The 22,133-nt window shown below is 35.5% G+C and carries 20 protein-coding genes and 3 tRNA genes; 15 read left to right on the top strand and 8 right to left on the bottom strand.

All coding sequences use genetic code 11. The annotated features are described in order from the left end of the window. Position 1 precedes the first annotated feature (1 nt). The 3 genes from G6R40_RS04600 to G6R40_RS04590 all read left to right on the top strand — a co-directional run bounded on the left by G6R40_RS04600 (position 2) and on the right by G6R40_RS04590 (position 2,826). Positions 2-652 (top strand): hypothetical protein, encoded by a 651-nt coding sequence (locus tag G6R40_RS04600; RefSeq protein ID WP_165132161.1) that lies wholly within the window; start codon positions 2-4, stop codon positions 650-652. Between the two features lie 288 nt (positions 653-940). After that, positions 941-2,314 (top strand): D-alanyl-D-alanine carboxypeptidase/D-alanyl-D-alanine-endopeptidase, encoded by a 1,374-nt coding sequence (dacB, locus tag G6R40_RS04595; RefSeq protein WP_165132159.1) that lies wholly within the window; start codon positions 941-943, stop codon positions 2,312-2,314. Between the two features lie 2 nt (positions 2,315-2,316). Continuing rightward, the gene (locus G6R40_RS04590) at positions 2,317-2,826 is read left to right on the top strand and encodes a DNA-deoxyinosine glycosylase (protein WP_165132157.1); all 510 of its coding nucleotides are present in this window, start codon (positions 2,317-2,319) and stop codon (positions 2,824-2,826) included. On the opposite strand, the gene G6R40_RS04585 is transcribed toward G6R40_RS04590, so the two are convergent. Genes G6R40_RS04585 through G6R40_RS04575 form a run of 3 tightly spaced genes read right to left on the bottom strand, consistent with a single transcriptional unit; the run spans position 2,789 to position 6,097 of the window. Then, positions 2,789-3,811 carry a phosphotransferase enzyme family protein gene (locus G6R40_RS04585; RefSeq protein ID WP_165132155.1) on the bottom strand — a complete coding sequence of 341 codons (1,023 nt, stop codon included), beginning with the start codon at positions 3,809-3,811 and terminating at the stop codon, positions 2,789-2,791. The genes G6R40_RS04590 and G6R40_RS04585 overlap by 38 nt on opposite strands. After that, on the bottom strand, positions 3,802-4,710 hold the full coding sequence (locus tag G6R40_RS04580) for an NDP-sugar synthase (protein ID WP_165132153.1): 909 nt from the start codon (positions 4,708-4,710) through the stop codon (positions 3,802-3,804). The genes G6R40_RS04585 and G6R40_RS04580 overlap by 10 nt, the downstream gene beginning before the upstream one ends. After that, the gene (locus G6R40_RS04575) at positions 4,700-6,097 is read right to left on the bottom strand and encodes a Gfo/Idh/MocA family protein (protein ID WP_165132150.1); all 1,398 of its coding nucleotides are present in this window, start codon (positions 6,095-6,097) and stop codon (positions 4,700-4,702) included. The genes G6R40_RS04580 and G6R40_RS04575 overlap by 11 nt, the downstream gene beginning before the upstream one ends. Before the next feature lie 162 nt (positions 6,098-6,259). Between G6R40_RS04575 and queA the strand changes: the two genes are divergently transcribed. The 8 genes from queA (at position 6,260) to G6R40_RS04535 (ending at position 15,835) form a co-directional block, all read left to right on the top strand. Further along, positions 6,260-7,309: a tRNA preQ1(34) S-adenosylmethionine ribosyltransferase-isomerase QueA gene (gene queA / locus G6R40_RS04570; protein ID WP_165132147.1), complete on the top strand. Its 1,050-nt coding sequence runs from the start codon at positions 6,260-6,262 to the stop codon at positions 7,307-7,309. 112 nt (positions 7,310-7,421) lie between these two features. Then, positions 7,422-8,288 carry a hypothetical protein gene (locus G6R40_RS04565; RefSeq protein WP_165132144.1) on the top strand — a complete coding sequence of 289 codons (867 nt, stop codon included), beginning with the start codon at positions 7,422-7,424 and terminating at the stop codon, positions 8,286-8,288. Between the two features lie 20 nt (positions 8,289-8,308). Continuing rightward, positions 8,309-9,844: a cardiolipin synthase gene (gene cls / locus G6R40_RS04560; RefSeq protein ID WP_228455916.1), complete on the top strand. Its 1,536-nt coding sequence runs from the start codon at positions 8,309-8,311 to the stop codon at positions 9,842-9,844. A gap of 106 nt (positions 9,845-9,950) precedes the next feature. After that, positions 9,951-11,810, top strand: a complete 1,860-nt coding sequence (locus G6R40_RS04555; RefSeq protein ID WP_165132141.1) for a DNA topoisomerase IV subunit B — start codon at positions 9,951-9,953, stop codon at positions 11,808-11,810. A 15-nt stretch (positions 11,811-11,825) separates the two neighbouring features. Continuing rightward, a complete protein-coding gene (locus G6R40_RS04550; protein WP_165132138.1) occupies positions 11,826-12,320 on the top strand; it encodes a hypothetical protein in 495 nt (164 codons plus the stop codon). After that, entirely contained in the window at positions 12,320-14,920 is a 2,601-nt protein-coding gene (locus tag G6R40_RS04545; protein WP_165132135.1) for a DNA gyrase/topoisomerase IV subunit A, read from the top strand. Before G6R40_RS04550 ends, G6R40_RS04545 begins: the two co-directional genes overlap by 1 nt. Further along, complete coding sequence (locus G6R40_RS04540) at positions 14,920-15,576, top strand: rhomboid family intramembrane serine protease (protein WP_165132132.1); 657 nt, start codon at positions 14,920-14,922, stop codon at positions 15,574-15,576. The genes G6R40_RS04545 and G6R40_RS04540 overlap by 1 nt, the downstream gene beginning before the upstream one ends. 37 nt (positions 15,577-15,613) lie before the next feature. Beyond that, positions 15,614-15,835: a (4Fe-4S)-binding protein gene (locus tag G6R40_RS04535; RefSeq protein WP_165132129.1), complete on the top strand. Its 222-nt coding sequence runs from the start codon at positions 15,614-15,616 to the stop codon at positions 15,833-15,835. A gap of 28 nt (positions 15,836-15,863) precedes the next feature. On the opposite strand, the gene prmC is transcribed toward G6R40_RS04535, so the two are convergent. The 3 genes from prmC to G6R40_RS04520 form a co-directional block, all read right to left on the bottom strand. Beyond that, entirely contained in the window at positions 15,864-16,718 is an 855-nt protein-coding gene (gene prmC, locus G6R40_RS04530) for a peptide chain release factor N(5)-glutamine methyltransferase (protein ID WP_165132126.1), read from the bottom strand. A 47-nt stretch (positions 16,719-16,765) separates the two neighbouring features. Then, positions 16,766-17,527, bottom strand: coding sequence for a peroxide stress protein YaaA (gene yaaA / locus G6R40_RS04525; protein ID WP_165132123.1), 762 nt, complete (start codon positions 17,525-17,527; stop codon positions 16,766-16,768). Between the two features lie 140 nt (positions 17,528-17,667). Next, entirely contained in the window at positions 17,668-18,279 is a 612-nt protein-coding gene (locus G6R40_RS04520; protein ID WP_165132120.1) for an L-threonylcarbamoyladenylate synthase, read from the bottom strand. A 215-nt stretch (positions 18,280-18,494) separates the two neighbouring features. Between G6R40_RS04520 and G6R40_RS04515 the strand changes: the two genes are divergently transcribed. Beyond that, positions 18,495-18,567: transfer RNA gene (locus G6R40_RS04515), tRNA-Met, on the top strand. A 37-nt stretch (positions 18,568-18,604) separates the two neighbouring features. Continuing rightward, positions 18,605-18,680 (top strand) — tRNA-Met (locus G6R40_RS04510). A 566-nt stretch (positions 18,681-19,246) separates the two neighbouring features. Here G6R40_RS04510 and G6R40_RS04505 read toward each other — a convergent pair. Together G6R40_RS04505 and G6R40_RS04500 are read right to left on the bottom strand one after the other, a co-directional pair. Continuing rightward, positions 19,247-19,326, bottom strand: a tRNA-Leu gene (locus G6R40_RS04505). Positions 19,327-19,432: 106 nt separating this feature from the next. Then, positions 19,433-20,197, bottom strand: coding sequence for an MBL fold metallo-hydrolase (locus tag G6R40_RS04500; protein ID WP_165132117.1), 765 nt, complete (start codon positions 20,195-20,197; stop codon positions 19,433-19,435). 45 nt (positions 20,198-20,242) lie between these two features. On the opposite strand from G6R40_RS04500, the gene G6R40_RS04495 reads away from it, so the two are divergent. Both G6R40_RS04495 and G6R40_RS04490 read left to right on the top strand, forming a co-directional pair. Further along, positions 20,243-21,670 carry a TonB-dependent receptor gene (locus tag G6R40_RS04495; RefSeq protein WP_165132114.1) on the top strand — a complete coding sequence of 476 codons (1,428 nt, stop codon included), beginning with the start codon at positions 20,243-20,245 and terminating at the stop codon, positions 21,668-21,670. 10 nt (positions 21,671-21,680) lie between these two features. Then, positions 21,681-22,130 (top strand): GAF domain-containing protein, encoded by a 450-nt coding sequence (locus G6R40_RS04490; protein WP_165132111.1) that lies wholly within the window; start codon positions 21,681-21,683, stop codon positions 22,128-22,130. Positions 22,131-22,133 lie beyond the last annotated feature (3 nt).

Here is a 22,133-nt window from a genome sequence, read left to right as displayed (position 1 = left end):
TATGTTTGGATTTTTTTACTCTTGCGATAGAGTGGAAGATAATGATGTTGTATCTTCAGCCGATGCTGGAAATAAAATTGAAAAAGTTCAAAAAAAATCACAAGCTTTTTCTATGCAAGCAATATCTAATTCATCTTTAAAATGTGGAGAGGGTTCATCGGTTTCTCTAGACTTGAATCCTACATTACCTTATTATGATGATTTTAATGTGTCTAAGTATGATAATGTTAATAATTGTCCTTCGAATAATAAGCAGTGTTTAAGTATTAGTGCTTTTTTACTTAGAAAAGGTGCTTATATTTCTGGAAGTTCTAGTGCCGAATCGATACAAAGATTTGGACAATTTTCTGGATATGATGAAATAAATGAATTTAATGCTTTTAAGATAGATGGAGTACCACTAGAAACTGTAGAGTTTACAATGGGAGACGATCCAAGTACAGGCTATGGACTTTGGGCAGATGGGGTTGCTTCTCGTTATATGACAAATAATAATGCTAATGCTGTTTTACATTATTTTAAAAATAACATGAAGGGTATTCATTCGCCTACAGGAGCGCCAATTAGAATTGCTGCTGTTATTATTTACAGGGAAAGTTTATTGTGTATTCCTTCTTATGCTTTTATAAGGATGAGTGTAAAGTATTATTAGATCAAAAAAAGTTTTTTAATTATTTAATTCAGTTTAAAATCATCAAAAACTAATAAAAGTTTTTTAGATAAAAATTACCAAGAGGCTGTCTCAAAAGTACCCCATCTCTCGGACTCCTGTCTGACAAATTTTGTCATTTAGAAGATTCTCAGAGTATTGGTTTACCTTTTGAGACAGCCTCTTTTTTTGTTGAAAAAAAAGCGTTTTGAAAAACATCATATAATAAATTGTTTCTAAAATTCTAGTTCTATAGATGATTCCTTATATTTGACTTTATAAAGTTTTATAATGAAAAGGATTTTCTTAGCCTTCGTTGTAGGGTCACAACTACTATTTTCTCAAAATGTCGCCAATCAATTGGATCAATCCACACAAAAACTTCTCAATTCTACAGGTGCATATTCTGCAAATTTATCGTTTTATGTTACCGATGACAATGGAAACTTGGTGTACGAATATCAGCCCAATAAGGGGCTTTCGACAGCAAGTACGCAGAAGATTTTTACTGCGGCGGCAGCATTAGAAACCTTGGGAAAAGATTACCTCTATACAACGACGGCAAGTTATTCTGGGCAGATTAAAAATGGCATTTTGGAAGGCGACCTTTGGATAAGCTCAAACGGCGATCCAACGCTTGGAAGTTGGCGCTATGAAGATTACAAACCCGAAAAGTTTAAAGAAAAACTTCTTCAAGCTTTGCAACAAAAAAACATCAAGTCTATTACTGGAAATATTATAATTGACGATTCGTATTTCGATTTTCAGTCGGTGCCAGGCGGATGGCCTTGGGATGATATCGGGAATTATTATGGTGCTGGAACTTGGGGAATCAATTGGCGCGAAAATCAGTTTGATATCAATACCAATGGCACGCAGTTCAAAAGTTTTTCTTACGATTTGGAAAATGTTAAATGGATTAACGAGCTCAAAGCTTCTGGATCGTCGGATCAGAGTTTGATTTTTACCGCACCACATTCGGATGTTGCTTTAATTAATGGAAGTTTGCCAGCAGGGAAAGCGATGACGGTTTCGGGATCGGTGCCCAATCCGCCTTTGCAATTGGGCGTGGAGGTCAAATCTTTTTTAAATTCTAAAAATATTGCTGTCCGCGGAAATGTAGAAACCTATTACAACAATCAACTTTCTGGAAAGAAAATGACTTCTTATCCTGAAAAAAATAACTTCTTCGAATACCAATCGCCAACATTGGACAAAATGGTCTATTGGTTTCTAAGAAAAAGCATCAATTTTTATGGGGAAACATTTGTAAAAACGATGGCCAAAGAGAAAAAGGGAAATTCGTCTTACAAAGTGGGCGTTCAGTTTTTGAAAGATTTTTGGAAGTCAAAAGGCATCAATGCGTCTATGATTAATTTTGCTGATGGAAGCGGACTTTCACCTCAGAATTACGTTTCTGCCAAAGCCGAAGTGCAGGCACTTTTGTATGCGCAAAAACAGCCTTGGTTTTCTGACTATTTCGACGGATTTCCAACACAAAATGCTATGAAGATGAAGAGCGGAACCATCCGAAATATAAAATCTTTTGCCGGTTATCATACGTCGAAATCTGGCAAAAAATACGTCTTTTCGATTATTCTTAACAACTATCAAAGCGCAGATATCAGTCAAGCTTTGTTCAAGGTTTTAGATAATTTGAAATAAATATGTCAAACCGAATTTTCTCTTTTGCTCCAATAATAGACGAATCTAGCGAGGTCCTTATTTTAGGTTCAATTCCAGGTGTCAAATCTTTAGAAAAACAAGAGTATTATGGACATCCACAAAATGTATTTTGGAAAATTATTTTTGAATTATTTGCAGAAAATGTCACAGACGATTACCAAGAAAAACTTGAAATTCTTAAGAAGCATAAAATCGCACTTTGGGATGTTATCGACAGTTGCGAGCGTAAAGGCAGCCTAGATTCTGAAATAAAAAATGAAAACGCCAACGATATTTTGCGACTTCTGGAAGATTATCCTAACATCAAAATGATAGCTTGCAATGGTCAAAAATCATATAAAAATCTAATTAAAATTTTAGGAAAAAACTTTGCAATACCAATTGTTGCGTTGCCTTCCACAAGTCCTTTGCATACAATTCCATTTCAAAATAAATTCGAAATTTGGAAGCAAATCAAACATCCATTTTTATTAAAGCCTTCAGAAGGTTAATTTGGTTTTTTGCTCGATTCAGATTTTGATCCTCGTAGCTCACATCATAATAGATATCACCTTTTAAGTAATCCAACAAAAATCGTAAGGCCTGAACATGCACAACAATTTTTGCAGCATAATCCAAATGTTCCAACTCCAGATTTGTTAAAATATCTTTGGAATGTTTCAGAAAACCTTCTTTGACCGCATGATAAATTTCGGGGTCAAAATTATCATTTGTACTAATGTCATCTTCTGCCAAACGGTTGGTAAAAGAACGAATCATATCTCCAAAATCATATAATATTGGGCCAGAAAGTACCGTGTCTAGATCGATAATTGCAATGGCTTTTTGGTTGGAATCAAATAAAATATTACTGATTTTTGGATCAGCATGAATAATTTTGTTGGGCATTCCATTATGGATAAGGTCAATCCAAAGCTTTCCTAGATGCATATATTTTTGAAGAAAAATCAGTTCTTCCAAACAGTTTTTAAGTCGATTTGAAGGCTTGTTTTTTTTTGTTCCTTGCGAAAAATCATCAAAACGCTTTTCAAAATTTGTAAATCCAGGAATACTTTCCTCCAACTGAACTTTGTCCCCAGAATTAATACAATAATGAAAATAACTCAGTGCTTCAGATGCGTTGTAAGCCATCTCTGGTGAAAGCACTTTTTGATATGTCATACTTCCGTTGATGAATTCTGTAACACGCCAAAACTGCTTTTCGATTTCAAAAACAAGTTGTCCATCGATAGTTTTTATAGGTTCTGCTAATGCTAATTTATAATTGTTTAGTTTTAAATTTTCATTGACTTTCAGATGATTACTTACCAAAACGTCGGGTTTTTCAAAAATGGAATCGTTGATGTGTTGCAGCACATAGGATTTTCCTGACGTTTCAACAAGAAAAGTCTGGTGTATCAATCCATTGCCGAGTGGCGTGATGTTTTGGGTGTTGACATCAGGTAAAAACTGAGCAATAATATAATTTAGTTCCATAGATTTTCGGGATAATCGCCATCTTTAATTTTCGCTTCAATAAAAGATTTCAAGCTTTGTTTGTCTTCAGGATATGTTACGCCCGTCCATTGGGATGGCGACTCATGGACTTTTACAGAAATTTTGTTTTCTTGCAAAAGATCTTCGATAAGTTGCGGAATATAAAATTCTACTTTCGGATTTTGATTGGTTTTTACAAATTGATGAAATCTATCTTCTAAATCGTCAAAAATCGATGGATTAAATATAGAAAAATTCATAGATACCAAGGTCTTAGGTTCTAAAGAAATTTTTTTGTCATTTTCTATGAAATATATTTTTCCCAAGTCCGAAAAGATATGAGTTCGCTCGGTAATTTTTGTAAGACTTTGTTGCTTGTTAATGTCGCAGATTCCTCTCGAAACAGCGCCGTTTTCGCTTAACGTCAAATCCAAAGGATAAGCGATAATATGATGAAGATTTGTTTTTACTAAATTTTGGTCGATAATTTCGGAGGCCATTTTGAAGGCTTCTTTGCCATAAAAATCGTCAGCATTTAGAATGATAAAATTCTCTTCAATCTCATTTTTTATGCAGAGCAAAGCATGGGCAGTTCCCCAAGGTTTTTTTCGAAAACCAAGATCAATATCTTGTGGTACAAAATTTTCGATATGTTGATAAACGAATCTTAAATCCAAGTTTTTCTTTAACGCAATTTGTTGCAAACGATCGATGTACGAAGCGGGAATAAGTTTGTTAATAATCAAAATGATTTTGCTAAAACCCGCTTCCATCGCGTCATACAACGAATATTCTAACAATGGCGATTGGTTGTCGGTGATGCCGTCAATTTGTTTCAACGATTTGTAACGGCTTCCCAGACCACCTGCCAAAATGACTAATGCTTTTTTAGAACTCATCTGATAGTCCGAATGCAGGTTTTCTATTTTTCCAGGCGCCACTTGTAAAGTCTGGTATTTCTATAACTTTGCCTTGATGTGCAATAGATTTTTCGCTCAGTGGCGTGATGGCGTACCATGTAGCTAAATCGTAAACATCCAACGGAAATTCAATATTTCGTTTGATACATTCTATAAAGGTATTTATCACGAAGAAATCCATGCCGCCGTGACCAGCGCCTTTGGTGTCGGTTTCAAATTTTTTCCAAAGCGGATGATCGTATTCTTTAAGCCATTTTTCAGAATTATCCCATTTGTGGTTGTGATTCATCATTTTTTCAAAATAAATATGACCTTGGTCAAGACCTCCAGAACCGAAATCTTGCCATAAACCTTCGGTACCTTGCACGCGGAAACCAAGATCATAAGGACGTTGCAGACTGGTGTCATGTGTTAACAAAATGCTTTCGCCATTAGCGCATGCAATTTGTGTGGTTACAATATCACCTTGTTTGAATTTTACTTTTGCGTTAGGATGATTTTCGCCACCTTTTGGATGATCAACAATATATTTGTGCAAGCCTAAAGCTTTCGTAGAAAACGAGGAAAGATGCGTCAAACGATTTCCGCGATTAATATCCATCATTGCCGCAATGGGCCCGAGACCATGTGTAGGGTACAATTCTCCATTTCTGTCAATATAATGTTGCGTTCTCCATTTGGCTTCGCTAAATCCTGGGTCGCCAAACTCAACGCCTGAGTTGTAAGGTGTAACACCATCGTTGAAAAGTACGCCACGTAAATCGTGTTGATAGCCGCCACGGCCATGCACCAATTCGCCAAACATACCTTTTCTTACCATGTTTAAAACGGCCATTACATCGCGACGGTAGTTAACGTTTTCCATCGCAAATAACGGAACTTTGGTGCGTTCATAAGTTTTTACATAATCCCAACATTCGCCCAAAGTCATGGCGCCTCCGACTTCCATTCCAACGATTTTTTTTGATTGCATTGCTTCGATACCCTGTTTGTGGTGCCATTCCCAAGGTGTTGAGATAACGACGGCATCAATATTTTTGAGTTGAAGAAGATTCCTATAATCGTAATCACCGTTTGAGAACTCTTGTGCTTTTGGCTTGTTGTTTTTAACAAGGAATTCTTGTGCTTTTTTCAGCATAATAGGACTTGGATCAGCGAAGGCAACGACTTCTACATCATCACGTTTTGCAAGAAGTTCGAGATGATTTTGTCCGCGAAGTCCCACACCGATAAGTCCGACTCTTACTTTGTGAAGTGTCTGTTGTTGTGGATAAAGACTATTCCCAAATAAAGTATTGGGAAGTACAAGCGCCCCAAAACCAGCAAGACTAGCAGTTTTTATAAAATCTCTTCTGTTGCTTGACATGTTAATTATTATAAAATTTGACTAAAAATAAATAAATTATTCTTTATTAACTTAAATTTATTAAAAAATATTAATAAGTCTTAGTTCCCTTGACAAAGGCTTTTTTATATTGTATCTTTGCAAATCGATAATTCACAAATTTTTAAACCGTAATTTAAAAAAATGAAAACTTCAGATTTTAATTTCGACTTGCCAGAAGAACTATTGGCAGAACACCCATCAGAACATCGTGACGAAGCCAGATTGATGGTTTTGGATCGTAAAACACAAACAATAGAGCATAAACTTTTCAAAGACGTTATTGATTATTTTGACGAACATGATTTGTTTATTTTTAATAATACTAAAGTTTTTCCTGCAAGACTATACGGAAACAAAGAAAAAACTGGTGCCAAAATTGAGGTTTTCTTATTGAGAGAACTGGACAAAGAAACCAGAGTTTGGGATGTTTTGGTTGATCCCGCTAGAAAAATTAGAATCGGGAACAAACTCTTCTTTACAGAAGACGAATCTTTGGTAGCTGAGGTTATCGATAATACCACTTCTAGAGGTAGAACTTTGAGATTCTTATACGATGGATCTTATGAAGAATTCCGTACTAAACTGAATGAACTTGGAGAAACGCCACTTCCGAAATACATCAAAAGAGATGTTGAGCCAGAAGATGCCGAGCGTTACCAAACCATTTATGCAAAAGTAGAAGGCGCTGTTGCTGCGCCAACGGCAGGACTTCACTTCTCAAAACATTTGATGAAGCGTTTAGAAATTAAAGGTATTGACTTTGCAGAAATTACACTTCACGTCGGTTTAGGAACTTTCAACCCTATCGAGGTGGAAGATCTTTCTAAACATAAAATGGAATCCGAAGAAGTTATCATCGACCAAAAAAATGCGGATATCATTAACAAAGCGGTTGAGGAAAAAAGAAGAATTTGTGCAGTTGGGACAACAACCATGCGTGCTATAGAAACTTCAGTTTCGTCAAATCGTAAGATAGGACCTTTTAATGGATGGACGAACAAATTTATCTATCCACCACATGATTTTGGTGTTGCTAGTGCGATGATAACAAACTTCCATACGCCAAAATCAACATTGATGATGATGATTGCTGCTTTTGCAGACCGCGATTTTATCATGCGCGCTTATGAGGAAGCGATTAAAGAAAAATACAGATTCTATTCTTACGGCGACGCTATGTTGATTTTGTAAGATTTGGTCACATATTTGATACAAAATGCACAGTTTAGAAAAGCTGTGCATTTTTATTTACTACATTTGAAATACTTAGTTTTTTTAGGTTTAATTTAATTGATAATATAATATGAGAGGATTAATATTGAGCGTTTTGACAGTCGGACTTTTCTCTTGTCAAAAATCGGCCACAGATAAAGTAGAAGTGGTGACAACACTTCCAAAATTAATAAAAGAAGCTTCTGCTGCGGAAATTTCTAAAGCGTCGGATCTTATTTGGACGATCGAGGATCAGAAGAATGAAAATATTTTATTTGGTTTTACCACAAAAGGAGAACTTAAAAAAGAAATCCGAATTTCTAATGTTGAGAACAACGATTGGGAAGATTTGTCATCGGATGATGCTGGCAATATCTATGTCGGGGACTTTGGAAACAATGATAATTTAAGAGAAAATTTGGCCATTTATAAAATTAATGCTGCGGATCTTTCCAAAAATGAGGCAAAAGCTACGGCAATAGTAGAATTCTTTTATCCTGAGCAAACCGAATTTCCGCCAAAGAAAAAAGACCGTGTTTTTGATGTAGAATCTTTCTTTATTTTGAATAATCAATTTTATTTGTTTACAAAAAATAGAAGCTCAAAATTCGATGGAACAACGGTTTTGTATCGCGTAGAAAACAAGTCTGGGCAAAAGTTGCCTGCCCAAAAAATATCGAGTTTTGTGACTTGTGGTAATTTTAACCAATGCGCGGTGACAAGTGCAGCGATAAGTCCAGATAAGAAAAAAGTAGCACTTCTGAGCTCGGATAAAGTTTGGATTTTTACAGACTTTAAAGGTGATGATTTTTTCTCTGGAAAATCTCAGATGATCGAGTTGGGGCATTTTTCGCAAAAAGAAGGTTTAACTTTTGAAAATAACGATAGTATTTTGATAACCGATGAAGCCCAAAAGAAAGGCGAATCTTTCTTGTATCGTTTGAAATTAAACAAGTAAACTCACGTTTCGTAAATTTTTTGAAACCGTCAATTGGCGGTTTTTTCTGTTTTTTAAAAGATTATTTATTAATTTTAAAATCAAAATCCTATTATGAAAGAATTTTTAGAACAACATCGTTATATTCTTCTGGTTTGGAATTTTTATATTTTGTTGGGGTAATTCTTCTTTCAGCAAAAATAATTACGGATACCAAAACAACGAGTAAGACTTTGGCGTATTTGCTTCTTATTATTTTTTTGCCTTTCGTTGGGATTTTAATTTATTTTTTCTTTGGTGTTAATTACCGCAAAAACAAATTTTATGATTTTAAAATAGAACGTAATGAGACAATTTATAATGAAATACAGCAGTTTGTACAAGCTTCGCATCATAAAGTTTTAGCATCGCATCAGGAGGAATTACAAAAGTATTTTTCGACGACTTCTTTTTTATTTAATGCAACAAATTCGCCACTTACAGAACAAAATTCGGTAGAATTATTAATCAATGGCGAACAAAAATTCCCTAAAGTTTTTGAAATTTTAAAATCAGCAAAACATCATATCCATCTAGAATATTACATTTTTGAAGACGATTATATTGCGCGAGAATTGTGTCAAATTTTAATTGAAAAAGCAAAATCTGGCGTTATGGTGCGATTGCTTTATGATGATTTGGGAAGTGGAAAATTGACTAAAACTTTGAAAACCGAATTAAAAAATGCTGGTGTGGAATTGTCTCCAGTTAATAAAATTAATTTCCGACTTTTTGCTAATCGCGTTAACTATCGCGATCACAGAAAGATTATCATTGTAGATGCTAACAAGGTTTTCACAGGCGGGATCAATGTTTCGCAAAAATATGTTAACGATAATGCGAGCAAGATGTATTGGCGCGATACGCATCTTTATTTCAAAGGGACGGGTGCTTTTTATTATCAATTTTTATTTTTGAGCAATTGGGTGTTTTCGACAAAAAAAATTCCACAGATTGACCATTCTTATTTTGATTATGAAAATATCGACGGAAAGCAAGTTTTGCAATGTGCAGCAAGTGGACCAGATACCAATCCCGCCATTATGATGTCAACTGTGTCGGCTATATATTCTGCCAAGAAAAGAATTTTTATAACAACCCCTTATTTTATTCCTGTCGAAGCAGTTTTGCAAGCGATAAAACAAATGTCCCTTTCCGGAACAGATGTTCGGCTTTTAGTGCCCGAAAAAGGAGATTCTATGTTGGTGAACGCTGCGGCATATTCACATTATGAAGAGCTTTTGGAGGCTGGTGTCAAAATTTATTTTTATAAAAAAGGATTTTTACATGCCAAAACAATTTTGATTGTTGATGAACTTTCCATTGTTGGAACTGCCAATATGGATGTCCGTAGTCAGGAGCTTAATTTTGAAGTCAATACTTTGGTTTATGATAAAACTATTGCCAATCAGTTAGCAGACGTTTTTTTTGAAGATTTAAAATCTAGCGAAGAAATCAATCTTAAACATTGGAAATCGCGTCCAAAATTGAAGTCTTTTTTTGAACATTTAGCCAGATTGTTTTCGCCTTTGTTATGATTTTTTTAACAATTATTTTTGATTCTAAAACTTAATCATTATTTTTGTAAGGAGTGTCTTTATTTTTTTAGAAATCTAAACGGAAATAAGCACGATAGCTAACAATATGGTAGAAAACAACGCAGTTAATTATTCCGAAGACAATATTAGGACGCTCGATTGGCAAGAGCACATCAGATTGCGTCCTGGGATGTATATCGGGAAATTGGGAGATGGCTCATCGGCCGATGATGGTATTTACATTCTTTTAAAAGAAATTATCGACAACTCGATTGACGAATTTGTCATGAAAGCGGGTAAACGTATCGAAATTAAGATTGATGAAAAGAAAGTTGTCATTCGAGATTTCGGGCGAGGTATTCCTTTAGGAAAAGTCGTTGACGCTGTTTCTAAAATGAACACCGGAGGGAAGTATGACAGCAAAGCCTTCAAAAAATCGGTTGGTCTTAACGGGGTTGGTACAAAAGCTGTAAATGCCCTTTCCGACTATTTTCGTGTAAAATCTGTACGCGATGGTCGTATGAAAATGGCTGAATTTTCGAGAGGTGTCATCATAGAAGATTTTCCAGAAACAGAGTCTTCTGATCGTAACGGTACCGAAATTAGTTTTACGCCAGATACAGAAATCTTTATCAATTATAAATTCAGAAAAGAGTATATCGAACGTATGCTCCGCAATTATGCGTATCTGAATCCTGGTTTGAAAATTATTTTTAATGGTGAAACTTTTTACTCTGAGAATGGTCTTCGCGACCTTTTGGAGGAGGAATTAGAAGGCGATATTTTGTATCCAATTGTTCACTTAAAAGATGAAGATATCGAAGTGGCAATTACACATTCTGATAAATCACAAACAGAAACCTATTTCTCTTTTGTTAACGGGCAAAATACAACGCAAGGTGGTACGCACCTCAATGCTTTTCGAGAAGCTTTTGTAAAAACAATACGTGATTTTTATAATAAAAATTTCGAAGCTGCAGATATTAGAAAAGCCATTATTGCTGCTGTAGCTGTGAAGGTTATCGAACCTGTTTTTGAATCACAAACGAAAACCAAATTAGGCTCTAACGAAATGGAGCCTGGCGGAACGACGGTGCGAACTTTTGTGATGGATTTTATGAAAAATCAATTGGATAATTTTCTTCATAAAAACCCTGAAGTTGCAGAAGCCATTTTACGTAAAATTTTAATTTCTGAAAGAGAACGTAAAGAACTTTCAGGAATCCAAAAACTAGCGCGGGAGCGTGCTAAAAAAGTTTCGCTTCATAACAAAAAACTTAGAGATTGTCGTCAGCATTATAACGATCAAAAAGCCCAAAGAAAAGCGGAAACCATGATTTTCATTACCGAGGGAGATTCTGCGTCAGGTTCTATCACCAAGTCACGTGATGTTGAGACGCAAGCCGTTTTTTCTCTTAAAGGTAAACCGCTTAATAGCTATGGTTTAACCAAGAAAATTGTATATGAAAATGAAGAATTCAATCTTCTGCAGGCTGCCTTAAATATTGAAGAAAGTCTCGAAGATTTGCGCTACAATCATGTGATTATCGCTACCGATGCCGATGTTGATGGGATGCATATTCGTTTATTAATGATTACTTTTTTCCTTCAGTTTTTTCCAGATGTTATCAAAAATGGACATTTGTATATTTTGCAGACGCCACTTTTCAGAGTTAGAAATAAAAAAGAAACAAGGTATTGTTATAACGAAGAAGAACGGATTAACGCCCTTAGTGAGCTCGGAAAAAATCCTGAAATTACACGATTCAAAGGTTTGGGGGAGATTTCACCTGATGAGTTCAAACATTTTATTGGCAAAGATATTCGGCTAGAGCCTGTTGTACTTGGAAAAGATCAGACTATTGATCAATTGTTAGAGTTCTATATGGGGAAAAACACACCAGAAAGACAATTGTTTATTCTTGACAATTTGGTGGTGGAAAATGACGATATTGATAAGAAATAAAATTTAATTTTTAAGATGAGATTAAGTAATAAAAAGAAAATTCCAATTTATAACTTCTTTCAAATTCTTTTTTGGATGGGTCTTATTTTTGGAATTGTGCTTTTTTTTATTGAAAAGTATAAGATGGATTTTTTAAATTCTGGAAGCTATCTGTTGATTCTTATTCCCCTTCTATTGCTGTGTTTGTTCTGGCTGCGAGGTAAGCAAATTTTTGAATATGATAGCGATGGCGAAACGCTAACTTTTAATAATTATAGCATTGTTACTCCTTTTAAAAATCAAAAAAAAGATGAATTTCCGAAATATAAATTAAAGAATTTTGAAGTGGTTAATTTTATTTTTTTTAAAAAAGTTCTAATTAACATTCACAGCAAAAAAAGTCATCAATTGATTTTGAAGTACGATATTTCTTATCTAAGTAATAAAGAAGTTAAAGATTTAAAATTATCCTTAAGAAAGGTTATAAAAGCTAATAAAGAAGAAAACCAGTCACGTACTGAAACAGTATAATGGAAGAGAATAACTATCAAGAAGAAAGCCTGAAAAAAGTTTCGGGATTATATAAAGATTGGTTTTTAGATTATGCATCGTATGTAATTTTGGACCGTGCAATTCCATCTGTTTTTGATGGGTTTAAGCCTGTACAGCGCCGAATTTTGCACTCCATGCGGGAGCTAGAGGACGGTCGTTACAATAAAGTGGCTAACATCGTCGGAAATACGATGAAATACCATCCGCATGGCGATGCTTCCATTACGGATGCTATGGTGCAAATTGGTCAAAAAGAATTGCTTATTGACACCCAAGGTAACTGGGGAAATGTCTATACTGGCGACTCCGCAGCGGCGGCACGTTACATAGAAGCCCGCTTGACGCCCTTTGCTTTGGAAGTGGTTTTTAACCCTAAAACAACAGATTGGGTAAAATCTTATGATGGTCGTAATAACGAACCTGTTGATCTTCCCGTAAAGTTTCCAATGCTGTTAGCACAAGGTGCCGAAGGGATTGGTGTAGGACTTTCAACGAAGATTATGCCCCATAATTTTAATGAATTAATCAATGCCTCTGTCGCATATCTCAAAGGGAAAAAGTTTGAAATTTTCCCCGATTTTTTAACGGGCGGAATGTTGGACGTTAGCAATTATAACGATGGCCATCGTGGTGGAAAGCTAAGAGCCAGAGCAAGAATTATTCAAAAAGATAAACATACACTTTGTATTAATGAACTTCCTTTTTCCAAAAATACAGGCGACCTTATCGATAGTATTATTAAAGCCAATGAAAAAGGAAAAATCAAAATCAAAAAGATTGAAGATAATACCTCGGACAAAGTCGAGATTCTTATTCAGTTGACCAACGATGTGTCACCAGATAAAATGATTGACGCTTTGTACGCCTTTACAGATTGCGAAGTGGCCATTTCGCCCAACGCTTGTGTCATTGTTGGCGACAGACCTATGTTTTTGTCGGCTTCCGAAATTCTGAAGCGCAATACCGATCACACCGTTTCACTTTTGAAACTTGAGCTGGAACTTGAGCTTGGCGAACTAGAGGAAAAATGGCATTTTGCTTCTCTTGAAAAAATCTTCATCGAAAACGAAATTTACCAAGAAATCAAAAACAGAACATCCAAAGAAGAAGTCTATGCAGCGATTGATAAAGCCTTAAAACCTTTTACAAAACATCTGATGCGTGCGGTGACCACCGATGACATTGTCCGATTAACCGAATTGCCGTTTATGAGAATTTCGCGTTACGATCAGGACAAAGCTTTAGATAATATTGCGGCTTTGGAAGGCAAAATAGAACAGGTTAAACATCATCTGGATAATCTAATTGCTTATGCCATTGACTATTTTGTAAATATTCAAAAAAAATATGGAAAAGATAAAGAACGCCGTACAGAACTTCGCGTTTTTGATACGATTGATGCGACAAAAGTAGCCGTTGCCAACGAAAAATTCTATGTTAATCGCGAAGAAGGTTTTATTGGAACATCACTCAAAAAAGACGAATATGTGTTTGACTGTTCCGATATTGACGATATTATCACCTTCCGAAAAGATGGTGGTATGCAGGTGACAAAAGTGGAGAGCAAAACCTTTGTTGGCAAAAATCTTTTGCATATCGGTATTTGGAAAAAGAATGATAAAAGAACCGTTTATAACATGATATATCGCGAGGGCAAAGAAGGCCCTTATTATATGAAGCGTTTTGCGGTAACAGGCGTTATTAGAGCTAATGATTACAAATTAGCTTCGGATAAAAAAGGCTCAGAAGTTTTATATTTTTCTGCAAATCCAAATGGTGAAGCAGAAGTCGTTTCTGTATTATTAAAACCAAACGCGCGCATTCGTAAAAATAGAATTGAAGTTGATTTTTCTGAGTTGGGAATCAAAGGTCGCGACTCTCGTGGAAATCTCGTGACGAAATATGCCGTGAAAAAAGTGGATCTAAAAGAAGAAGGCGTTTCAACATTGGCGCCTCGTAAAATTTGGTTTGATGAAAGTGTAAGACGTCTCAATGCAGATGGTCGTGGGACTTTGTTAGGAAGTTTTAAAGGAGAAGATAAAATCTTGATCATTAATACCCAGGGTGAAGCCAAGTTGGTGTCCTTCGATTTGAGTAACCGTTTCGATGACGAGTATTTAATTTTAGAAAAATGGAAACCCGAGCAAGCTGTGACTTGTATCTATTTTGATGGTGAAAAATCCATTTATTTTATCAAACGTTTCCTGTTCGAAAATACACCGAGTGTACAAACCTTCATGCCTTCGGAACATCCGAAATCCTTTATAGAATTTGTAGGAACAAGTGATAATTGCGTGGCTGAAATTAATTTTGCTAAAGACAAATCAGGAAAAGAGAAAGAAGCAGAAACTATAAATCTTGACGAGTTTATATCTGTTAAAGGTATTAAGGCAATGGGCAATCAGTTTATAAAAGATAAAGTAAAAAGTATTAATATCATTATTCCAGAACCTGAAGAAGAACCCGAAGCGGAGGAAGATAACGAGAACGAAACTGTCAATTCGGCAGATTACGATGAAGGCGGAACGATTGGGGATCTTTTTGATGAGTCAGAACCAGAAGAAAATACAGAAGAATAATGCCGAGTTTACTTTTACTAATTATCGTTATAACTTGTGGAATCAGTATTTATGGATTCCAGAATCAAGCTTTTTTTGAGAAATACAAATTCAATGTTGGTGCTGTACAGCATCGTAAAGAGTATATAAGATTGTTGTCTGCGGGATTTTTGCATGGCGATTTTATGCACTTGTTTTTTAACATGTTCACCCTGTATTTCTTTGGACCAATTGTGTTACAAGTTTTTGGTGCTGTAGGATTTTTGATTGTATATTTTGGTTCAATATTGCTTGGAAATTTATTCAGTTTGTATATTTATAAACATCAGGGCTATTATTCAGCAATTGGAGCTAGTGGCGGTGTTTCTGGGATATTGTTTGCCGCAATTGCAGCATTTCCGCATTTAGGTATCGGGATTATGTTCATTCCATTACCAATTCCTGGATATATTTTCGGAGCATTGTATTTTGCCTATTCCGTTTATATGATGCTGAATCCGAAACAATGGGACAATCTTGGTCATGCAGCGCATCTTGGTGGTGCCGCATTTGGGCTTCTGTATGCTATTATTTTCCATTTGGATTTGGTAATAGAAAATGCCCAATATTTGGGAATTATGTCGCTTCCTTTGGTGTATTTGGCGTATCATATTTTTTCAAAAAAGAAAATTGGTTAACTTTACTTTAATGATTAACCAATGAAAAATATAGAATATGGAAACAAAAAAATATACCAATAACAAAGACATTACAGTACTTTGGACACCTAGCAAGTGCAAACATGCAGGTGTTTGTGTGAAAATGCTACACAAAGTTTATGATCCTAAAGCCAAACCTTGGATAAAACCAGAATTGGCAACTAAAGAACAATTGATTGCGCAGATTGACGCTTGTCCATCTGGCGCTTTAGGCTATATTATCGAAAATAATTCTTAAAAATAAAGGCGATTCAATTTGGGTCGCTTTATTTTTTTGCATAGATCATTCTGTCATTGTCAGAAATATCTTTAATAAGTTTTGAAACACTAAAATTCTGATACAAAGCTAAAGTTTCGAGACCAAGTTTTTGATTAATTTCTAAAAAGATCAAACCACCTTTTTTAAGATTGGTAATCGAGATTTCGGCGATTCTACGATAGAAAAGAAGCGCATCTTCTGTGGGCGAGAATAAGGCGAGATTGGGCTCATAAGATTTCACGGAATCTTTGATGTCTATTAGCTCATCTTGTCCGATATACGGCGGATTGCTGATGATAACATCGAATTCCATATTCGGTATTTTTGTTAAAATATCCATTTGGTGAAACTGGATTTCTGTTTGATGAAAGTCGGCATTTTTTTGTGCAATCTCTAAAGCATCTGCTGATACATCAACCGCATGGACTTCGGCATGGGAAAACATCTTTTTCAAAATAATAGGAATAACGCCACTTCCTGTGCCGATATCAAGAATCTTGACATTTTCTAGATTTTCTTCTTTTTGATATTCTTGAATGTAATGCGAAGCCAATTCCAGAAGTTCTTCCGTCTCTGGTCGTGGTATTAAAACATGTTCATTTACAAAAAAGCGTTTTCCATAAAACTCGGCTTCACCCGTAATTTGTTGATAGGGTTTTCCAGATTTTAATTGGTTTAAAATAGAATTAAAAACCTCAATATCTGATTCTAAAATCGATTGGTTTTCAAATTTTCTAAGTTGATGTTTTGTGAAACCAAATGTCTTTTCAGTAAAAATATAATATAGCATCAGACTTTCCGAGCTTGAATATAACTCGGATAGTTCTACTTGGAAGCTTTTTTTTAAATCAGAAATTGTCACTTTTTTATTTATGAATTATCTATATCCTCAAAACCAATAATCAATAATTATCTTGTGAAAACCAAATTGGTATCAGTGGAAAGTTTCTCGTCTAGCAAATAATTTTCGTAGTTAAAAGCTTTGACATCGTTAAGTGTTTTAGCCTTTGTTTCAGCACAAAAACGAATCATCAACCCTCTTGCGTGTTTGGTATAGACCACGATGGTTTTTAGTGTTCCATCGGGTTGTATTTGGCGAAAATCGAAGTCGATAATTGGTGTATTTATTTTTTTACGATCGATGACTTTTACATATTCATTACTAGCTAAGTTGAGGATGATATCTTTGGCTTTCAGTTCAGTGTTCAGTTGTTCGGTAACTTTATCTCGCCAAAAATCGTACAGGTTTTTGTACTTGTCAAAAGCAAAAGCTCTTCCCATTTCTAAACGATAAAGCATAATACGGTCAGATGGTTTCAACAATCCATAAAGTCCAGATAGCATTCGGTAGTTTTTTTGGAGATAATCGATCGCTGTTTTGTCCAGAGTTTTGGCGTCCAGACCGCGGTACACTTCTCCAACAAAGGCAAACATGGCGGGTGCAGATTCTTTTGTTTTAGGATTGGCTTTCCAGTTTTGGTTGCGCTCCCAGTTTTCATCAGCTAGTTTTGAGGAAATTTCCATAAGGCTTGACAAGAATTTTGGATCTTTCTCTTTGAGATGCGATTGTATTTCGGCAGCTTCGTTAATGAATTTTGGTGTTGTCGTCCGCAAAAGATCGGTGTGGTTTTCGATGTTCATTAATTTGGCTGGTGAGCTAAGTATCTTCATGCTGTGACTTCTTTTTCTATAAATCTAAAATAATACAATAATGTGTTTTTGCGCCCCGGCGTAGTCGGAACTCCTTTTGCGAGAGGCTATGCCGAGCAAAAGAGTGGGAGACGGAGACGGAAATGGCGCCCAAAAAATAATTAAATTTCACCTTTTCCTTGACGGATAATTTCGGGTTCTCCAGAGGTTAAATCGACAATAGTCGATGCGACGTTATCGCCATAACCGCTGTCTATAACGATATCGACAAGGTGGTCGTATTTTTCTGCAATAAGTTCTGGATCGGTAGAATATTCTAAAATTTCATCGTCATCACGGATGGAAGTCGAAGCGATGGGATGGCCCAGTTTTTCAACAATAAGTTGTGGAATGCTATGGTCTGGCACGCGGATACCTACTGTCTTAGCGCCTTTGTAAGCCAAAGGAAGATTCTTGTTAGCATCCAAAATAAAAGTGAATGGTCCAGGCAAATGGTTTTTTAGAAATCTAAATGTCGAGGTTTCTATAGGGCGAGTAAATTCTGACAGATGGCTCAGGTTGTTACAAATAATGGAAAAGTGTGCTTTTTCGAGTTTTACACCTTTTACGCTTGCAAGTTTTTCCATCGCTTTTAGGTTGTTGATGTCGCAACCTAGTGCATAAATAGTGTCGGAAGGATAGATGATGAGCCCACCGTCTCGCAAGCTTTTTACAACTTGATCGATATAGTTTTCTTGCGGATTGTCTGGATATATTTTCAGAATTTTTGCCATACAACAAAGTTACGGAAATCTATTTTAATTTTTTAGTTAAGAATTATAACTAATATTTATTGTAAACGCTTAGTTGAGTCTATAAAATTGTAAAAAAATGGCTTGTTAAGTTGTTGATTGATAGTTGTTAATGTTTTGTAATGTTGATGAATAGGAAGTTTTTCGAGGTTTTATTTGGATTGTAATAATATTGTTGTATATTTGCAATCCAATATCGCGGGATGGAGCAGTAGGTAGCTCGTCGGGCTCATAACCCGAAGGTCATCGGTTCGAGTCCGGTTCCCGCTACTAAGAAAGCTTTCGGTAGGCTTTTCAAACAATATACCGCGGGGTAGAGCAGTAGGTAGCTCGTCGGGCTCATAACCCGGAGGTCGCACGTTCGAGTCGTGTCCCCGCTACCAACAGGAGATTCAGAAATGAGTCTCCTTTTTTATTGTTGATTATCAGGTGTTTATGTTTGTGCTAAAAATTCTAATTTCTTTCAATTCTTATTAAAAAACACTTTTGGAGACCTACAATTAGGCATAGCCTAGATTTTGGAAAGTGTCCCATTTTAAACTTTTTAGTTATGGCAAATACTTATTTTGATATGAGGTCAGTTTTATCAAGATCGTTCAAAATTTCTGGGAACATGGCACTGATAACGAAGTAGCCTATTATCATAATAACGATTAATAAAAATAAAATGATAACGAATAGAGGTGGTTTATTTTTTGAATTTTCCATAATAATTGTTTTAATTTTATTATCAGTACAAAAATCGTTCTTTTAGCTGTTTTTTTGTAAAATAAATACGGAGATATTGTTTTTCTAATATTTATTCTAGATGCTGAGCTTAATTTGAACTTCTATGAGTTTTAAATTATTATAATCTGAAAATGGATATAAAAAATAGGAGTTGAAAATGAAAAGAAAAACTTTAGAATTACATCAAATAAAAAAGCAACCATTTTATGATTGCTTTTTGTACTCGGAGTGGGAATCGAACCCACACTCCTAGGAACACGAGTTTGAGTCGTGCGCGTCTACCAATTCCGCCATCCGAGCGTTGTATTGAGGTGTGCAAATATACAAAGATTTTGCTTTATTAAAAATGTTTTCAAATATTTTTTAAAGTGTATTTTCTATTTGTTTGAAAATCAATTAAAAAAAATTAAAATTCTATTTCCAATCCATCATATCCAGGCTGAATATGCATTGGAAGCTCTTCTAATAAATCATCATGAAAGCCTAACAAATGAGAAATATGTGTCAAATAAGTCATCTTCGGCTGTAGCTCTTCAACCAGATCTAAGACTTCAGGCAATATATAGTGTGAATGATGGGATTGTTCTTTACGAAGACAATTGATGATAAAAAAATCCAGATGTTTTAATTTTTCTTTTTCGGAATTTGAAATTTGACTAGCATCTGTGATGTAGGCCATGTTTTTAATTTTATAACCTAAAATAGGCAGTGCGCCATGCATGACATTAATAGAAGTAATCTTCTCATCGAAAAGTTCAAAATTTTCTCTTGCTGTTACAATTTCAAATGAGGGTGAACCTGGATATTTTTTCTCAGCAAATGCATACGGAAAACGGAATTTTATCTCTTTACCAACACGTTCTTGGCAGTAGATAGGCATTTCCATTTTATTTTTGAAGATCAGTGGGCGCAAATCGTCAAGCCCGATGACATGGTCATTATGTTCGTGGGTTATAAGAACCGCATCGATTTGGCCTTCGTGATTAGCGAGCATTTGTTGACGAAAGTCTGGCCCGCAGTCAATAAGTATTTTTTTGCCATTATCTAGGCTGATAAGTGCCGATGTACGCAACCTTTTATCCTTTGGATTGGTTGATAAACAAACGGGATGTTGACTGCCTATAACAGGGATTCCTTGTGAAGTTCCGGTGCCTAAAAATTTAAGCCGCATTCTTTGGTTTTGGATTTATTTTGGTAAATTTACAAAAAATTCTAAATGTCTGTTATTCATCAAAAATTAACGCCAAAGCAAAAGGCCTTAGCCATTAATTTAGATAGTTCAATTTATGGGACTTTTGCCGAAATTGGAGCGGGACAAGAGACAGTGAGATATTTTTTCCGTGCAGGGGCAGCATCACAAACTATCGCAAAAGCAATGTCAGCTTATGATAAAGATTTTAGTGATGCTATTTATGGAAAAGAAACTAAAAACCGCTACGTTACCCAAAACCGCCTTCGCAAGATGCTTCGTTATGAAGTGGGCTTGGTAGAAGAGCGTATTTCTCGAGACAACAATCCTGGAAAGAAATTCTTTTCCTATGCTAATACCGTAACAACCATTAACTTCGATAAAACCATGAAAGGACATGGTTGGGTGGGTATTCGTTACCAAATGGGTGAAAACGAGGATTATAATGAAATCGTTATTCATGTTAAATTTAATGAAAATGATGCCACTTTACAACAAGAAACTTTAGGGAGCCTTGGTGTTAACCTGATTTATGGCGCTTTCAATTATGCGGATAATCCAAGAAGATTAATAGATTCTTTATATGATGATCTATCTACAGACCGCGTGGAGATTGACATGATTGACTTTAGCGGGCCTTCATTCGCCTATGTTGATAACCGATTGATGAGTTTGCAATTGGTGAAAAGAGGAATGACAGATGCCGTTATTTTTAATTCGGAAGGGAACAATATGTTACCCGCAGATATTCTTTACAAAAAAAATATTTTTGCGGTAAGAGGAAGTTTCCGCCCTGTAACAAAGGTCAACATCGATATGTTCGAAAATGGTCTTAATATGTTCCTCAGAGATGTTGGCTGTACCAACGAGGATACACAAGTACTTTTCGAAATTACCATTGCCAATCTTCGTGCAGACGGCGATATTGACGAAAGAGATTTCCTAGATCGCGTCGATGTTTTAGCCAAATTGGGCTATACCATAATGATTTCGAACTTCTCAGAATATTACCGAATGGTTGATTACTTCTCAGCCTATACCAATCAAAATATTGGTGTGGCAATGGGGGTTAACAATCTTTTGGATGTTTTCGATGAAGAATATTATAAAAATTTGCCAGGCGGAATTTTGGAAGCTTTTGGTAAATTTTTCAAACAAGATATGCGCCTTTACCTTTATCCATACAAAGATGCAGAAACAGGCTTATTGTTGAATTCTGAGAATCTTAAAGTCCAGGCCAACCTAAAAGAGCTTTACAAATATTTTAAACTGAATAAGAGAATTGTGGATATTAAAGATTATAATCCTCAATTTTTAGAAATCTATTCCAGAGAGATTCTTAAAAAAATTACATGTCAAGAATGTGGTTGGGAAGAGCAATTGCCAGATGGTGTTGCCGACATTATCAAAGAACGTGGCATGTTTGGTTACAAAGAAGTTAGTCTTATCGATTAATACAAAACTTATGAGCGAATTAAAAAAACGCATCAGCGTTATACTAGAAGCACCCGAAGCAGATATTAATACAAAACTTCTGAAAATCTGTCAACTCCTCGATCAAGAGATAGAATATTACAATTGGACAGGTTTTTACTTTAGAAATGGAGATAAAGAAGAATTGGTGTTGGGACCTTATGTAGGTGCAAAGACAGACCATACTACTATTCCTTTTGGGAAGGGAATTTGTGGACAAGTTGCCGTTTCTGGACAAACTTTTGTCGTACCAGACGTTCATCAGCAAGATAATTATTTGTCTTGTTCTATGGATACCAAATCGGAGATTGTTGTTCCGATTCTTAAAGATGGAAAAAATATAGGACAAATCGATATTGACAGTCACAAAGTTAATCCGTTTACAAAAGCTGATGAAGCGCTTCTGGAGTGGATTTGTCAAGAAGTAGGAAAGAAAATGTAATCA

Source organism: Chryseobacterium sp. POL2 (assembly GCF_011058315.1).
Classification (GTDB): domain Bacteria; phylum Bacteroidota; class Bacteroidia; order Flavobacteriales; family Weeksellaceae; genus Soonwooa.
This window is presented reverse-complemented; position numbering and strand designations above follow the sequence as displayed.

Coding starts and splice junctions, on each gene's coding strand:
- G6R40_RS04550 (WP_165132138.1), top strand. CDS start 11,826: ATGAGATTAAGTAATAAAAAGAAAATTCCAATTTATAACTTCTTTCAA.
- queA (WP_165132147.1), top strand. CDS start 6,260: ATGAAAACTTCAGATTTTAATTTCGACTTGCCAGAAGAACTATTGGCA.
- G6R40_RS04575 (WP_165132150.1), bottom strand. CDS start 6,097: ATGTCAAGCAACAGAAGAGATTTTATAAAAACTGCTAGTCTTGCTGGT.
- G6R40_RS04565 (WP_165132144.1), top strand. CDS start 7,422: ATGAGAGGATTAATATTGAGCGTTTTGACAGTCGGACTTTTCTCTTGT.
- G6R40_RS04500 (WP_165132117.1), bottom strand. CDS start 20,197: ATGCGGCTTAAATTTTTAGGCACCGGAACTTCACAAGGAATCCCTGTT.
- G6R40_RS04495 (WP_165132114.1), top strand. CDS start 20,243: ATGTCTGTTATTCATCAAAAATTAACGCCAAAGCAAAAGGCCTTAGCC.
- G6R40_RS04535 (WP_165132129.1), top strand. CDS start 15,614: ATGGAAACAAAAAAATATACCAATAACAAAGACATTACAGTACTTTGG.
- G6R40_RS04585 (WP_165132155.1), bottom strand. CDS start 3,811: ATGGAACTAAATTATATTATTGCTCAGTTTTTACCTGATGTCAACACC.
- G6R40_RS04600 (WP_165132161.1), top strand. CDS start 2: ATGTTTGGATTTTTTTACTCTTGCGATAGAGTGGAAGATAATGATGTT.
- dacB (WP_165132159.1), top strand. CDS start 941: ATGAAAAGGATTTTCTTAGCCTTCGTTGTAGGGTCACAACTACTATTT.
- G6R40_RS04580 (WP_165132153.1), bottom strand. CDS start 4,710: ATGAGTTCTAAAAAAGCATTAGTCATTTTGGCAGGTGGTCTGGGAAGC.
- G6R40_RS04545 (WP_165132135.1), top strand. CDS start 12,320: ATGGAAGAGAATAACTATCAAGAAGAAAGCCTGAAAAAAGTTTCGGGA.
- G6R40_RS04590 (WP_165132157.1), top strand. CDS start 2,317: ATGTCAAACCGAATTTTCTCTTTTGCTCCAATAATAGACGAATCTAGC.
- G6R40_RS04490 (WP_165132111.1), top strand. CDS start 21,681: ATGAGCGAATTAAAAAAACGCATCAGCGTTATACTAGAAGCACCCGAA.
- G6R40_RS04520 (WP_165132120.1), bottom strand. CDS start 18,279: ATGGCAAAAATTCTGAAAATATATCCAGACAATCCGCAAGAAAACTAT.
- G6R40_RS04540 (WP_165132132.1), top strand. CDS start 14,920: ATGCCGAGTTTACTTTTACTAATTATCGTTATAACTTGTGGAATCAGT.
- G6R40_RS04555 (WP_165132141.1), top strand. CDS start 9,951: ATGGTAGAAAACAACGCAGTTAATTATTCCGAAGACAATATTAGGACG.
- yaaA (WP_165132123.1), bottom strand. CDS start 17,527: ATGAAGATACTTAGCTCACCAGCCAAATTAATGAACATCGAAAACCAC.